This is a genomic window from Streptomyces wuyuanensis (assembly GCF_900103455.1).
Lineage (GTDB): Bacteria > Actinomycetota > Actinomycetes > Streptomycetales > Streptomycetaceae > Streptomyces > Streptomyces wuyuanensis.
Genome location: NZ_FNHI01000030.1, coordinates 102,587 through 115,435, shown reverse-complemented (window position 1 = coordinate 115,435; position 12,849 = coordinate 102,587). Strand labels below are relative to the sequence as shown.

Annotated in this window: 12 protein-coding genes and 1 pseudogene; 8 read left to right on the top strand and 5 right to left on the bottom strand. The window is 72.2% G+C overall.

Annotated elements, in window-relative coordinates:
• The 4 genes and pseudogenes from BLT82_RS33260 to BLT82_RS33245 all read left to right on the top strand — a co-directional run.
• Positions 1 to 222 (top strand): annotated as a pseudogene (locus BLT82_RS33260) (sensor histidine kinase); the annotation flags it as partial.
• Between the two features lie 507 nt (positions 223 to 729).
• Entirely contained in the window at positions 730 to 1,377 is a 648-nt protein-coding gene (locus tag BLT82_RS33255; RefSeq protein WP_093661709.1) for a response regulator transcription factor, read from the top strand.
• Between the two features lie 224 nt (positions 1,378 to 1,601).
• Positions 1,602 to 3,548 carry a 2-oxoacid:acceptor oxidoreductase subunit alpha gene (locus tag BLT82_RS33250; RefSeq protein ID WP_093661691.1) on the top strand — a complete coding sequence of 649 codons (1,947 nt, stop codon included), beginning with the start codon at positions 1,602 to 1,604 and terminating at the stop codon, positions 3,546 to 3,548.
• Entirely contained in the window at positions 3,541 to 4,602 is a 1,062-nt protein-coding gene (locus tag BLT82_RS33245; RefSeq protein WP_093661689.1) for a 2-oxoacid:ferredoxin oxidoreductase subunit beta, read from the top strand. Before BLT82_RS33250 ends, BLT82_RS33245 begins: the two co-directional genes overlap by 8 nt.
• A gap of 39 nt (positions 4,603 to 4,641) precedes the next feature.
• Here BLT82_RS33245 and BLT82_RS33240 read toward each other — a convergent pair whose 3' ends face one another.
• Complete coding sequence (locus tag BLT82_RS33240; RefSeq protein ID WP_093661687.1) at positions 4,642 to 5,040, bottom strand: winged helix-turn-helix transcriptional regulator; 399 nt, start codon at positions 5,038 to 5,040, stop codon at positions 4,642 to 4,644.
• A gap of 89 nt (positions 5,041 to 5,129) precedes the next feature.
• Between BLT82_RS33240 and BLT82_RS33235 the strand changes: the two genes are divergently transcribed.
• Positions 5,130 to 5,993 carry an SDR family oxidoreductase gene (locus BLT82_RS33235; RefSeq protein WP_093661685.1) on the top strand — a complete coding sequence of 288 codons (864 nt, stop codon included), beginning with the start codon at positions 5,130 to 5,132 and terminating at the stop codon, positions 5,991 to 5,993.
• Between the two features lie 100 nt (positions 5,994 to 6,093).
• Positions 6,094 to 7,098: an EamA family transporter RarD gene (gene rarD / locus BLT82_RS33230; protein WP_093661683.1), complete on the top strand. Its 1,005-nt coding sequence runs from the start codon at positions 6,094 to 6,096 to the stop codon at positions 7,096 to 7,098.
• Between the two features lie 188 nt (positions 7,099 to 7,286).
• On the opposite strand, the gene BLT82_RS33225 is transcribed toward rarD, so the two are convergent.
• Positions 7,287 to 7,685, bottom strand: coding sequence for an activator of HSP90 ATPase 1 family protein (locus BLT82_RS33225; RefSeq protein ID WP_093661681.1), 399 nt, complete (start codon positions 7,683 to 7,685; stop codon positions 7,287 to 7,289).
• Complete coding sequence (locus BLT82_RS33220) at positions 7,685 to 8,302, bottom strand: CGNR zinc finger domain-containing protein (protein WP_093661679.1); 618 nt, start codon at positions 8,300 to 8,302, stop codon at positions 7,685 to 7,687. The genes BLT82_RS33225 and BLT82_RS33220 overlap by 1 nt, the downstream gene beginning before the upstream one ends.
• 21 nt (positions 8,303 to 8,323) lie before the next feature.
• On the opposite strand from BLT82_RS33220, the gene BLT82_RS33215 reads away from it, so the two are divergent.
• Both BLT82_RS33215 and BLT82_RS33210 read left to right on the top strand, forming a co-directional pair.
• Positions 8,324 to 8,773, top strand: a complete 450-nt coding sequence (locus BLT82_RS33215) for a VOC family protein (RefSeq protein WP_093661677.1) — start codon at positions 8,324 to 8,326, stop codon at positions 8,771 to 8,773.
• Positions 8,774 to 9,369: 596 nt separating this feature from the next.
• On the top strand, positions 9,370 to 10,725 hold the full coding sequence (locus tag BLT82_RS33210; protein WP_093661675.1) for a M28 family metallopeptidase: 1,356 nt from the start codon (positions 9,370 to 9,372) through the stop codon (positions 10,723 to 10,725).
• Positions 10,726 to 10,839: 114 nt separating this feature from the next.
• Here the strand turns inward: BLT82_RS33210 and BLT82_RS33205 are convergent, their stop codons facing one another.
• Together BLT82_RS33205 and BLT82_RS33200 are read right to left on the bottom strand one after the other, a co-directional pair.
• Complete coding sequence (locus tag BLT82_RS33205) at positions 10,840 to 11,892, bottom strand: ABC transporter permease (RefSeq protein WP_244529831.1); 1,053 nt, start codon at positions 11,890 to 11,892, stop codon at positions 10,840 to 10,842.
• Entirely contained in the window at positions 11,879 to 12,820 is a 942-nt protein-coding gene (locus BLT82_RS33200; RefSeq protein ID WP_093661673.1) for an ABC transporter ATP-binding protein, read from the bottom strand. The genes BLT82_RS33205 and BLT82_RS33200 overlap by 14 nt, the downstream gene beginning before the upstream one ends.
• Positions 12,821 to 12,849 lie beyond the last annotated feature (29 nt).

The following is a 12,849-nucleotide window of genomic DNA, read 5'->3' as shown; positions in this document are numbered from 1 at the left end:
AGCAAGCACAGCGGCGCGCGCACGGCGTCCGTCGACGTGTGGCGGCGCGACGACCGGCTGCTGATCCAGGTGAGCGACGACGGACGAGGCGGAGCGGACGCGGCGGGAAGCGGCCTGGGGGGACTGGCCGAGCGGCTCGAGGCGGTCGACGGACTGCTCGTCGTCGACTCTCCCGCCGGCGGGCCGACGGTGATCACGGCGGAGCTTCCCTGGCGCGCGTGACGCTCCCTCGGCGGGGCGTCGGGCGGTCGGGCGCGTCTGCGGGCGCCGCGTCCGGCCGCCGCCGCTCCCGGCCGAGGCGCCTGTGTGACCGGTCCCCGACTCGGCGGGCGTGCCCGGCAGCCCCGCCCCGGACGGATCCGCCCGCGGGCGCCGGACGGACCCGGCCGTGCCGAGCCCGCACGAACGCGCTCGCGCCGGCCCGCCACGCACCCGGCCCCGGCGCCCGCGCCCGATGCCCGCACCGGTACCCCCGCCCCCGCCCCCGCTCGGGATCCGCCGCCCTCTGCTCGACCTGCGCCACCACGGACGCGAAACGCCCGCGTCGGCCGTGCGAACGGTGCGATGCTGGGGGCTGCCGGCCGCAGACCGCCGGGCGCACACCGAACGACCGCGTAGGACGACGCAGGGGGACGCACCACCGTGGAGCACGAGACCCACGCACACACGGCGCAGGCCGCGCCGCCGCACGCGGCCGCCACGCGCGGAGCGCCCGCCGTCCGCGTCGTCATCGCCGAGGACTCCGTACTGCTCCGCGAAGGCCTCACCCGGCTGCTCACCGACCGTGGTCACCATGTCGTCGCCGGTGTCGGGGACGCCGACGCGCTGCTCGAGACCATCGGTGACCTCGCTGCGCAGGACGACCTTCCGGACGTGGTCGTCGCGGATGTGCGGATGCCGCCGACGCACACGGACGAGGGCGTGCGCGCGGCCGTCCGGCTGCGCCGGGAGCACCCGGGCCTGGGCGTGCTGGTGCTGTCGCAGTACGTGGAGGAGCGGTACGCCACGGAGCTGCTGGCGGGGAACAGCCGCGGTGTGGGCTATCTGCTGAAGGACCGGGTGGCCGAGGTCAGGGAGTTCGTCGACGCCGTCGTCCGGGTGGCCGGCGGCGGGACGGCCCTGGATCCGGAGGTCGTGGCGCAGCTGCTCGGGCGGAGCCGGAAGCAGGACGTGCTGGCCGGGCTCACGCCCCGGGAGCGCGAGGTGCTGGGCCTGATGGCGGAGGGCCGGACGAACTCGGCGATCGCACGGCAGCTCGTGGTGAGCGACGGTGCGGTGGAGAAGCACGTGAGCAACATCTTCCTGAAGCTCGGTCTGTCCCCCAGTGACGGTGACCATCGGCGTGTACTGGCCGTGCTCACCTATCTGGAATCCTGAATACCTGACACTCTGTCAGGTAGCAACGATCGATCGCGGGGGAGCGTCTTACCGAACGAACCGGGGGGCGAACGGAACATGGCAAACCAGGACACGGCGGCATCTCAGATCGACGTCCGACATGTGAGCGGTCCAGGGAAGGCGATGCTCACGGACGTAGGGTTGACCTTGGAGCGACCGGTGCGCCGGCCGCAGCCCAGCCGCCTCGAGGGAGGTCCAGTTCAGTGACCAGCCAGGTCAGCAGCCCAGCAGAACACGCGGACGAGGCAGACGAGACCGGGGAGACCCTGGTCGGGGGGCAGCGACGGCCTCCCGGCGAGAAGGAAGTACGTCAACTGGATCGGGTGATCATTCGCTTCGCGGGTGACTCCGGTGACGGTATGCAGCTGACGGGTGACCGTTTCACTTCGGAGACGGCGTCGTACGGAAACGACCTGTCGACCCTGCCCAACTTCCCGGCCGAGATCCGGGCGCCCGCCGGCACCCTTCCGGGCGTATCCAGCTTTCAGGTGCATTTCGCCGACCACGACATCCTCACCCCCGGCGACGCCCCCCACGTGCTGGTGGCGATGAATCCGGCCGCTCTCAAGGCCAACATCGCCGACGTGCCGCGCGGCGGCGAGGTCATCGTCAACACGGACGAATTCGCGAAGCGCGCGATGGTCAAGGTCGGCTACGAGACCTCCCCGCTGGAGGACGGCTCGCTGGACGGCTACAGCGTCCACCCCGTCCCCCTGACCACGCTCACGATCGAGGCGCTCAAGGAGTTCGGTCTCTCCCGCAAGGAGGCCGAGCGATCGAAGAACATGTTCGCGCTGGGCCTGCTCTCGTGGATGTACCACCGGCCGACCGAGGGCACGGAGAAGTTCCTCAGAACCAAGTTCGCGAGGAAGCCGGAGATCGCCGAGGCGAATGTGGCGGCGTTCCGGGCCGGCTGGAACTTCGGCGAGACGACGGAGGACTTCGCCGTCTCCTACGAGGTCGCCCCCGCCGACACCGCGTTCCCGACCGGCACGTACCGCAACATCTCCGGGAACCTGGCCCTGTCCTACGGGCTGATCGCCGCGTCCCGGCAGGCCGACCTGCCGCTGTACCTGGGCTCGTACCCGATCACCCCGGCCTCGGACATCCTGCACGAGCTGTCCCGGCACAAGAACTTCGGCGTGCGCACCTTCCAGGCCGAGGACGAGATCGCCGGCATCGGCGCGGCGCTCGGTGCCGCGTTCGGCGGCTCGCTCGCCGTGACCACCACATCCGGCCCCGGTGTCGCCCTGAAGTCGGAGACCATCGGCCTGGCGGTGTCGCTGGAGCTGCCGCTGCTGGTCGTGGACATCCAGCGCGGCGGGCCCTCGACCGGCCTGCCGACCAAGACCGAGCAGGCCGACCTGCTGCAGGCGATGTACGGCCGCAACGGCGAGGCCCCGGTCCCGGTCGTCGCCCCCCGCACCCCCGCGGACTGTTTCGACGCGGCGCTGGACGCTGCCCGGATCGCGCTGACGTACCGCACCCCGGTGCTGCTGCTGTCGGACGGGTACCTCGCCAACGGCTCCGAGCCGTGGCGGATCCCGGATCTCGACGAGCTGCCGGACCTGCGGACCCAGTTCGCCACGGGCCCGAACCACACGCTCGACGACGGCACCGAGGTGTTCTGGCCCTACAAGCGGGACCCGCAGACGCTGGCCCGCCCGTGGGCCGTGCCCGGCACGCCGGGTCTGGAGCACCGGATCGGCGGCATCGAGAAGCAGGACGGCAGCGGGAACATCTCCTACGACCCGGCCAACCACGACCTCATGGTCCGTACCCGCCAGGCCAAGATCGACGGCATCGAGGTCGCGGACCTGGAGGTCGACGACCCGGACGGCGCGAGGACGCTGGTCCTCGGCTGGGGTTCGACGTACGGGCCGATCACCGCGGCGGTCCGCCGCATCCGCCGGGAGGGCGGGGCCGTCGCGCAGGCCCATCTCCGGCACCTCAACCCGTTCCCGAGGAATCTCGGGGAGGTTCTGGGACGTTACGACAAGGTAGTGGTGCCGGAGATGAATCTCGGCCAGCTCGCCACCCTGATCCGGGCGAGGTTCCTGGTCGACGCGCGCTCGTACAACCAGGTCAACGGAATGCCGTTCAAGGCCGAGCAGCTTGCGGCGGCTCTCAAGGAGGCCATCGATGACTGAGACAGCGTCCACACTGCTGTCCCTGGTTCCCAAGGCCGAAGCCAAGCAGTCCATGAAGGACTTCAAGTCGGACCAAGAGGTCCGCTGGTGTCCGGGCTGCGGCGACTACGCGATCCTCGCCGCCGTGCAGGGCTTCATGCCCGATCTCGGCCTGGCGAAGGAGAACATCGTCTTCGTCTCCGGCATCGGCTGCTCCTCCCGCTTCCCGTACTACATGAACACCTACGGGATGCACTCGATCCACGGCCGCGCCCCGGCGATCGCGACCGGGCTCGCGTCCTCCCGCCGCGACCTCAGCGTGTGGGTCGTCACGGGTGACGGCGACGCACTGTCCATCGGCGGCAACCACCTCATCCACGCCCTGCGGCGCAACGTCAACCTCAAGATCCTGCTGTTCAACAACCGGATCTACGGCCTGACGAAGGGCCAGTACTCCCCCACGTCCGAACTCGGCAAGATCACCAAGTCGACCCCGATGGGCTCGCTGGACGCACCCTTCAACCCCGTGTCGCTGGCCATCGGCGCCGAGGCGTCGTTCGTCGCCCGAACGATCGACTCCGACCGCAAGCACCTCACCGAGGTGCTCCGCGCGGCGGCCGACCACCCGGGCACGGCGCTGGTGGAGATCTACCAGAACTGCAACATCTTCAACGACGGTGCCTTCGAGGCCCTCAAGGACAAGGAGCAGGCCGAGGAGGCGGTGATCCGGCTGGAGCACGGGCAGCCGATCCGCTTCGGCGTCGGCGGCTCCAAGGGCGTGGTGCGCGACCCGGCCACCGGGGACCTCAAGGTCGTCGCGGTCACCGCGGAGAACGAGTCGCAGATCCTCGTCCACGACGCCCACAGCGCCAGTCCGACGACCGCCTTCGCGCTGTCCAGGCTGGCCGATCCGGACACGCTGCACCAGACGCCCATCGGGGTGCTCCGCAGCGTCGAGCGTCCCGTGTACGACACCCTGATGGCGGATCAGCTCGATGCCGCGATCGAGCAGAACGGCAAGGGCGACCTGGGCGCCCTGCTCGCGGGCAGCGACACCTGGACCGTCGTCGGCTGACGCACGGCCGGCTTTCCGGACACGGGCCCGGATCTCCGCTCAGGAGGTCCGGGCCTCGTCGTACTCCGAGCGCGCCCGCTCCACGTCGCCGAGGCGCCGCTCGGTCCACCGCGCCAGTGCCCACACCTGCTCACCGGCCTCACGGCCCAGGTTCGTGAGCGAGTAGTCGACGCGCGGCGGGATGACGGGCTTCGCGTCCCGGTTCACGAAGCCGTCGCGCTCCAGCGTCTGGAGGGTCTGGGCCAGCATCTTCTCGCTGACGCCGCCGATGGCACGGCGCAGTTCGCTGAAGCGGTACGAGCGTTCCAGCAGCGCCGCCAGCACCAGGACGCCCCAGCGACTGGTGACGTGTTCCAGCACCACGCGGGACGGGCACAGCTTCTCGTTGACGTCGGGCCGGCGCACGGGACCGCCGACGACCTGCGGGCTCACGCTCATACCAGTACCTTACTTCAAAGTGGGTACTTTCCAATGGTTAGCGCTCACCGTAACGTCGGCGCCGAAGCCCTACGGAACGGAGAACCCTCATGAGCGTCGTCGTCACCGGAGCCAGCGGACATCTCGGCCGCCTCGTCGTCGAGCGCCTACTGGAGACGGGCGTGCCCGCCGCCGGCATCGCCGCGGTGGTGCGCGACAAGGACAAGGCCGCGGACCTCGCGTCGCGCGGGATCGAGCTGCGGATCGCCGACTACGGCGACCCGGAGACGCTCGCCGGCGCCTTCCGCTCCGGCGACCGGGTGCTGCTGATCTCCGGGAACGAGGTGGGGCGGCGCGTCCCGCAGCACACCGCCGTCGTCTCCGCCGCGCGGGCGGCGGGCGTCGCGCAGCTCGCGTACACGGGCGTCCTCGGCGGCCCCGAGGCGGACTTCGAACTCGCGGCCGAGCACAAGGTGACCGAGCAGGCGATCCTCGACTCCGGACTTCCGTACACCTTCCTGCGCAACGGTTGGTACACCGAGAACTACACGGAGCAGCTCGCCCCGGTCCTGGAACACGGCGCGGTCGTCGCCAGCGCGGGCGAGGGCCGGATCGCCTCCGCCACCCGCGCCGACTACGCGGCCGCGGCGGCCGCCGTCCTCACCGGGGAGGGGCACCTCGGCCGGGCCTACGAGCTCAGCGGTGACACGGCTTGGTCCATGGCCGAGTACGCGGCCGAGGTGGCGAAGCAGTCGGGCAAGGAGATCGCCCACCGGAACGTCCCCGCCGGGACACACCTGGAGATCCTCACCGGCGCCGGGGTCCCCGCACCCTTCGCCGCGATCCTCGTCGACGTGGACCGGGCCGTCGAACGCGGCCTGCTGGCCCGCGGCGACGGCGATCTGTCCCGCCTCATCGGCCGGCCGACCACCCCGCTCGCGGAGACCGTCGCGGCCGCCCTGGCGCACCGCTGACCGGCGCGTCATGACCGTATAGCAATACGGACATGACAGCCTGCCCCGCTCGGCGCTACCTTCGACCGGGACAGCGCGGTGCGGGGCGGCAGGAGGGTCAGTGAAGGCGGACAACGAGCAGCGTATGGGCCTGCTGTACGGGATAGGGGCCTACGGGATGTGGGGCCTGGTCCCGCTCTTCTGGCCGCTGCTGAAGCCGGCGGGTGCCGTCGAGATCCTCGCCCATCGCATGGTCTGGTCACTTGCGGTCGTCGGCATCGCCCTGCTGGTGCTGCGCCGATGGGCATGGCTGCGCCCCCTGCTGCGCGACCCGCGCAAGCTCGGCCTGATCACCCTCGCAGCCACGGTGATCACGGTGAACTGGGGCGTCTACATCTGGGCCGTCAACGCGGGCCAGGTCGTCGAGGCGTCGCTCGGCTACTTCATCAACCCCCTGGTCACCATCGCCATGGGCGTGCTGCTCCTGAAGGAGCGACTGCGCGCCGCGCAGTGGACGGCCGTCGGCATCGGCTTCGCGGCGGTGCTGGTGCTCACCGTCGGCTACGGCCGCCCGCCGTGGGTCTCGCTGGTCCTGGCCTTCTCGTTCGCCGTCTACGGGCTGTTGAAGAAGAAGACCAACATCGGCGGCCTCGAATCGCTGGCCGCAGAGACGGCGGTGCAGTTCCTGCCGGCCCTCGCCTATCTGCTGTGGCTGGGCTCGCGGGGCGCTGCCGACTTCGGCGCGCACGGCGCCGGGCACGCCGCGCTGCTCGCCGCCACCGGAATCGTCACCGCCGTACCGCTGATCTGCTTCGGCGCGGCGGCGATCCGGGTGCCGCTGTCGACGCTGGGGCTGCTGCAGTACCTGGCGCCGATGTTCCAGTTCCTGCTGGGGGTCCTGTACTTCCACGAGGCCATGCCCGCCGAGCGGTGGGCCGGGTTCTCGCTGGTGTGGCTGGCGCTGACGATCCTCACCTGGGACGCGCTGCGTTACGCCCGGCGCACCCGGGCCCAGGCGGCGCGCCTGGCGGCCGAGGCCCGCGCCGCGGCCGCCGCGGGCACCGCACCCGAGGTACCGGAGGCCCCGGAATCGGCATCCGTGCGGCGTCCGGAGCCGGCCGCCTGACGGCGGACGCAGGGCGCACGGTGCGAAGCCGTGCGGCGGACGCAGGGCGCACGGTGCGAAGCCCTGCGGCCGACGGAGGGCGCGGCCGGCGGAGGGCGGGGAGAGCGCAGGCCGGCCTGCCGACGCAGGGGTGCGCGGCGGCAGCCGGGCCGCGTAGCGTTCCGGGGCGCTGCCCGGCCGGCGGCGCGTCAGCTCCCGTCGGGGAGCAGCGCCTTCGTCACCCGCTCCATGACGGCCCGCCAGTACACGCGCCGTTCCTCGCGCTCCGCGGCGCTCGAAAGTCGCTCCTGATGGAAACGCAGGACGCTCTTCCCGGGACCGGCGGCGGTGACGGCGGCCTGAACGGTCGTGCCGTCGTACGTGAGCCGGACCCGGTCGCCCGGACGGCGGCTGCGCAGCTCGCCGCGGATGCCGTCGGCAGTCTCGTACGGCCGCCCCCTCTCCTCGGGCAGGTGCGCTCCGGGGCCGAGCCAGAGCCCTACGCCCTCGTCACCCGTGAGGAAGTCCCACACCGCGGTGTGCGGGAGCGGGAGGGTTCGGGAGACGCCGATCTCCCAGCCGGCCCCCTTGGTCAGCCCTGTGGGCATCACTCGCCTCCTCCGGATTGCCGGGCCCGGTGGGCACGGACCTTGTGCCGGTTGCCGCAGTTCTCCATCGCGCACCAGCGCCGCCGCCCCGGCCGGGAGGTGTCGACGAAGAGGAGGGCGCAGTCGTCCGCGCCGCAGGCGCGGAGTCGGTCGGCGAACGGGCCGGTCAGGAGGTCGACCGCGTCGCGGGCGACGGTCGAAAGGAGTTGACCGCCCGTCGCTCCGGGCGCCCATCCGCGGGTGCCGTCCGGCTCGATCCGGGCGACCAGCGGGGGCTTTGCCGCCGCGGCGTTCACCACCGCCACCGCCTCGTCCCCGCCGGCGGCCGGGCGGCTGTGCGCGCGGGCCTCCGCCAGCGTCCAGAGCGCGTCGCGCAGTGCGCGGGCCGCCGCGACCTCCGGCCCGGTCACGGTGAGGCGGAGCCCGGAGGCGAGCCTGCTCGCCGCGGCCCAGCCGATCAGCCCGTCCGGATCGTGCAGCACCTCGTAGCGCGCGTAGGGACCCGGGCCGCCCGTGAGGAGCAGTTCGAGGCAGAGCGCGCCGGGGTCGAAGCGGTACGGCCGGCCGTCGGGCGTCCGCAGTACCAGCCCCGGCGCGTCCATTGCGGTCGCGTCCATGAAACCACTATAACTGGTTACATGACGCTGCACTGGAAGCTCGTGATCGACGCGGCCGATCCGCTCGCCCAGGCCGACTTCTGGTCCGGGGCCCTCGGCTACCGGACGGAGGACAACAGCGCCCTGATCGAGGGCCTGCTGGAGCAGGGCACCGTCCCCGAGGCCCTGACCACCGAGTGGCACGGCCGCCGCGCATGGCTGGATCTGGCCGCCGTCCGGCATCCGGACGACCCGTACGAGGAGGCGACCGGCACCGGGCTCGGCAGGCGGCTGCTCTTCCAGCGGGTGCCGGAGGCCAAGACGGCCAAGAACCGGCTCCACCTGGACCTCCACCCCGGCCCGGGCCGGCGCGAGGAGGAGGTGGCCCGGCTGGAGGGGCTCGGCGCGAGCGTGCTGCGCCGGGTGAGGGAACAGGGTGGCGAGTGGTGCGTGATGCAGGACCCGGAGGGCAACGAGTTCTGCGTCCACTGAAGGATGTCCGGCCTGGAGGCCGCGCCGGACGGAGGGCGGGCCCCGACGGGCCCGCCCTTCCGCGTTCCGCTGCGGCACCCCCGAGCCGGAACCGGGCCCGGGACCGGGCTACGCGTCGTGCCGCTCCCTCTCCCAGCGGAAGTCGGAGAGCGACACCGGCTCCGCGGCCGGCTCGACGGCGCTGGACGGCCCGCACCAGGAGCTGGAGGGCACCCAGCGCCAGACACACCAGCAGAAGCGCCCCCGCGACGAGGAACACCACTCCCCACGCACTCAGTTCGAGCAGCGCCCAGGCCGTCTTGCCGAGGTCCATGCAGCCGCACGCAAGCACGGGGAAACGGTGCCCGCGCCGGGGCGGCGGCAGACGCGACTTGTTCAAAAGGCCTTGCGGACTTGACCGTTCCGAGATGTCCGCTTATCGGATCCGACTGACCGGTTTCCGCCCTTGACGGTCAGTCACCATCTCACTGACCATTCAGCACACAGCCGCACCGCACACTGCCGCACCGCGCACAGCTCCAGCACCCTGCGACGCCGTCGTCGCAGGGAGTCCCGCACGTTCCGTCCTGTCCCCGTACGGAATCCGGAGCCCCCACATGAGCCACTCCGCGCACAGACGCACCGCCGCCGCCACGGCACTGGCCCTCGCCGGGCTGCTCACCGCCGCCGTCCCGGCGACCGCAGCACCCGGCGGGCCACCCGCCTCAGCGCCCGGCTCCCCGGCGAGCGCCGCCACTTCCCCGGCGGCGCTCGCCGCGCCGGACATACCGCTCGCCAACGTCAAGGCGCATCTGTCCGAGCTCCAGTCCATCGCCGGCGCCAACGGCGGCAACCGCGCCCACGGCCGGCCCGGCTACAAGGCGTCGATCGACTATGTGAAGGCCAAGCTGGACGCGGCCGGATTCACCACCACCGTCCAGCAGTTCACCTCCTCGGGCGCCACCGGGTACAACCTGATCGCCGACTGGCCGGGCGGCGATCCCAACCAGGTGCTGATGGCCGGCGCCCACCTCGACTCCGTGAGCTCGGGACCGGGCATGAACGACAACGGCTCCGGTTCGGCCGGTGTGCTGGAGACCGCCCTCGCCGTCTCCAGGGCCCAGCTGCAGCCGGCGAAGCACCTGCGCTTCGCCTGGTGGGGCGCGGAGGAGCTGGGGCTCGTCGGCTCCCGGTACTACGTCAACAACCTGCCCTCCGCAGAGCGTTCGAAGATTTCCGGCTACCTCAACTTCGACATGATCGGGTCGCCGAACCCCGGCTACTTCGTCTACGACGACGACCCGGCGATCGAGCAGACCTTCAAGGACTTCTACGCCGGACTCGGCGTGCCGACCGAGATCGAGACCGAGGGCGACGGACGTTCGGACCACGCCTCGTTCAAGAACGTCGGGATAGCGGTGGGCGGTCTGTTCACCGGCGCCAGCCGCACCAAGTCGAGCGCGCAGGCCCAGAAGTGGGGCGGGACGGCCGGTCAGGCCTTCGACCGCTGCTACCACTCGTCCTGCGACACCACGTCGAACATCAACGACACCGCTCTCGACCGCAACAGCGACGCCATCGCGCACGCCGTCTGGACGCTGTCCGCCGGATCGACCGTGCCGCCCGGCGAGGTCTACGAGACCACCGGTGACGTCGCCATCCCGGACAACGGCGCCGCGGTGACCTCGTCCGTCACCGTGTCCGGCCGTACGGGCAACGCGCCGGCCACCCTCAAGGTGGGGGTGGACATCAAGCACACCTGGCGGGGTGACCTCGTCGTCGACCTGCTGGCGCCGGACGGCACCGCGTACCGCCTGAAGAACTCCAGCGGCAGTGACTCCGCGGACAACGTCATCACGACGTACACCGTCAACGCCTCCGCCGAGGCCGCGAACGGCACCTGGAAGCTGCGGGTGCAGGACGTGGCCGCGCAGGACACCGGCTACATCGACAGCTGGCGACTCACCTTCTGAGCCGTCGGCACCACCGGTCCCACCCCCCACAGGCCGCATGCGCACGCGGACACCGTGTGCGCATGCGGTCGTTCACGGCGTCGGACGGGCTCCGCCCGCCGGCCGTGGCGCGCCTCAGGCCGTGATGTCCTTCGTGGTGAACCGCGCCCACGCCGCCGAGCCGAACACCGCCGTGTACACGCCCTGGAGCCCGAGGTTGCGCAGGACGTCGTCCCAGAGGACCGGTTCGCGCAGGACGTCCGCGAACGACAGCCAGTAGTGCGGGAACAGGTACGGGTGCACCGCGTCCAACTGCGGAATCGCGTTCAGGATCTGCGCGGTGACGACCAGCCCGACGGTCGTCGCCATCGCCGCGACACCGCTTCCGGTGAGCGTCGAGACGAACAGCCCCAGCGCCGCGAGCCCGGTGAGCGAAGCGGCGACCAGCAGGGCGATCAGCAGCGCGCGAAGCAGCCCCTCCCCGAAGGAGATCCGGGTGCCGGAGATGGTGGTGACGTCGCCGACGGGGAAGAGCAGGGCTCCGGCCGCGAGTGCCGAGACGGCGACCGCGAGTGTCGCGGCCAGGCAGAAGGCCAGTGCGGCCGTGTACTTGGCGAGCAGCAGCCTGGTCCGGCCGGCGGGAGCCACGAGCAGATAGCGCAGTGTCCCGCTGTTCGCCTCGCCGGCGATCGCGTCTCCGGCGACGACGCCGACCGCCATGGGCAGGAACACCGGCAGTGTCGCGGCGAGCGCGGCGAAGACGAGGAAGAGGCCGTTGTTGGTGATCTGGGTGAAGAACGCGGGACCCTGACCGCCGCCGTCGCCGACCCGGCCGCCGTCGGCGGTCTCGACCCTGATGGCGATGCCGATCAGCACGGGCACGGCGGCGAGGACGCCCAGCAGCGTGAGGGTGCGCCACCGGCGGAAGGTCGTCACCAGTTCGGAGCGGAAGATGCCCAGCGACCACAGCGGCCGCCCGGCCCTGGCCGCGACCGCAGCGGGCGGCACCTCACCCGCTGCCGCCGGCGGGGCCCCCTCCGGCGTGACGCCCGTCGCCGAGGGGGCGCAGTCCGGCGTGACGCCCGTCGCCCGGGCCACGGCCTCGGCCGGATCCCCCTCCGGCGCACCGTCCCGCACCCCGGCGCCCCTGTCGTCCGCCTCCCCGGCGGGTGACTCAGCCCGCGACATCGAAACCCTCCCCCGTCAGGGCCACGAACGCGTCCTCCAGGGAGGCCCGTTCCCGGCCGAAGGCGCGTACCCGCACCCCGGCCCGCACCAGGGACGCGTTGATGTCGGCCAGTTCGGCCCCTGCGGGCGGGTCACCGGTCACCCGGTCCCCGGCGACGGCCAGATCGGTGACGCCGAGTTCCTTCAGGACGCGTGCCGCGTCCGCCGGGTCGGGCCCGGTGACGGACAGCCGCCCGCGGGTGTGCGCGGCGAGTTCGGCGACGGAGCCCTGCGCGATCAGGGTCCCGCGGTTCATCACGGCGGCGTGGGTGCAGACCTGCTCGATCTCGTCCAGGAGATGGGAGGACAGGAACACCGTGGTGCCGTCCGCCGCGAGTTCCCTGATCAGGGCCCGGATCTCGCGCATGCCCTGCGGGTCGAGGCCGTTCGTGGGCTCGTCCAGGACGAGCAGGCCGCGGGGCTGGAGCAGGGCCGCGGCGAGCCCGAGGCGCTGCTTCATGCCGAGCGAGTACGTCCTGGCCCTGCGCGAGGCGGCCGCGGAGAGCCCCACCCGGTCGAGCGCGGCGGCGACCCGGGCGCCGCGGGTGCGGGGATCGGCGGACGGGTCCGCGGAGTCGTAGCGCACGAGGTTGTCCCGGCCGCTCAGATGCCCGTACAGCGCCGGGCCCTCGATCAGCGCGCCGATCCTGGGCAGTACGGTCCGGGCGGCGCGGGGCATGGGTTCGCCGAGGACGGTCGCGGTGCCCGCGCTCGGTGCGACCAGTCCGAGCAGCAGCCGGATCGTGGTGGTCTTGCCCGAGCCGTTCGGCCCGAGGAAGCCGAAGACGCTGCCGGCCGGCACGTCGAGGTCGAGCCGGTCGACGGCGGGCGGCCCGCTCCGGTACCGCTTGGTGAGCCCGCGCGTCTCGATGACGGCGACGCCGGTCATCCGTCCCCCTTCGTGAGCCGCCCGCCCCT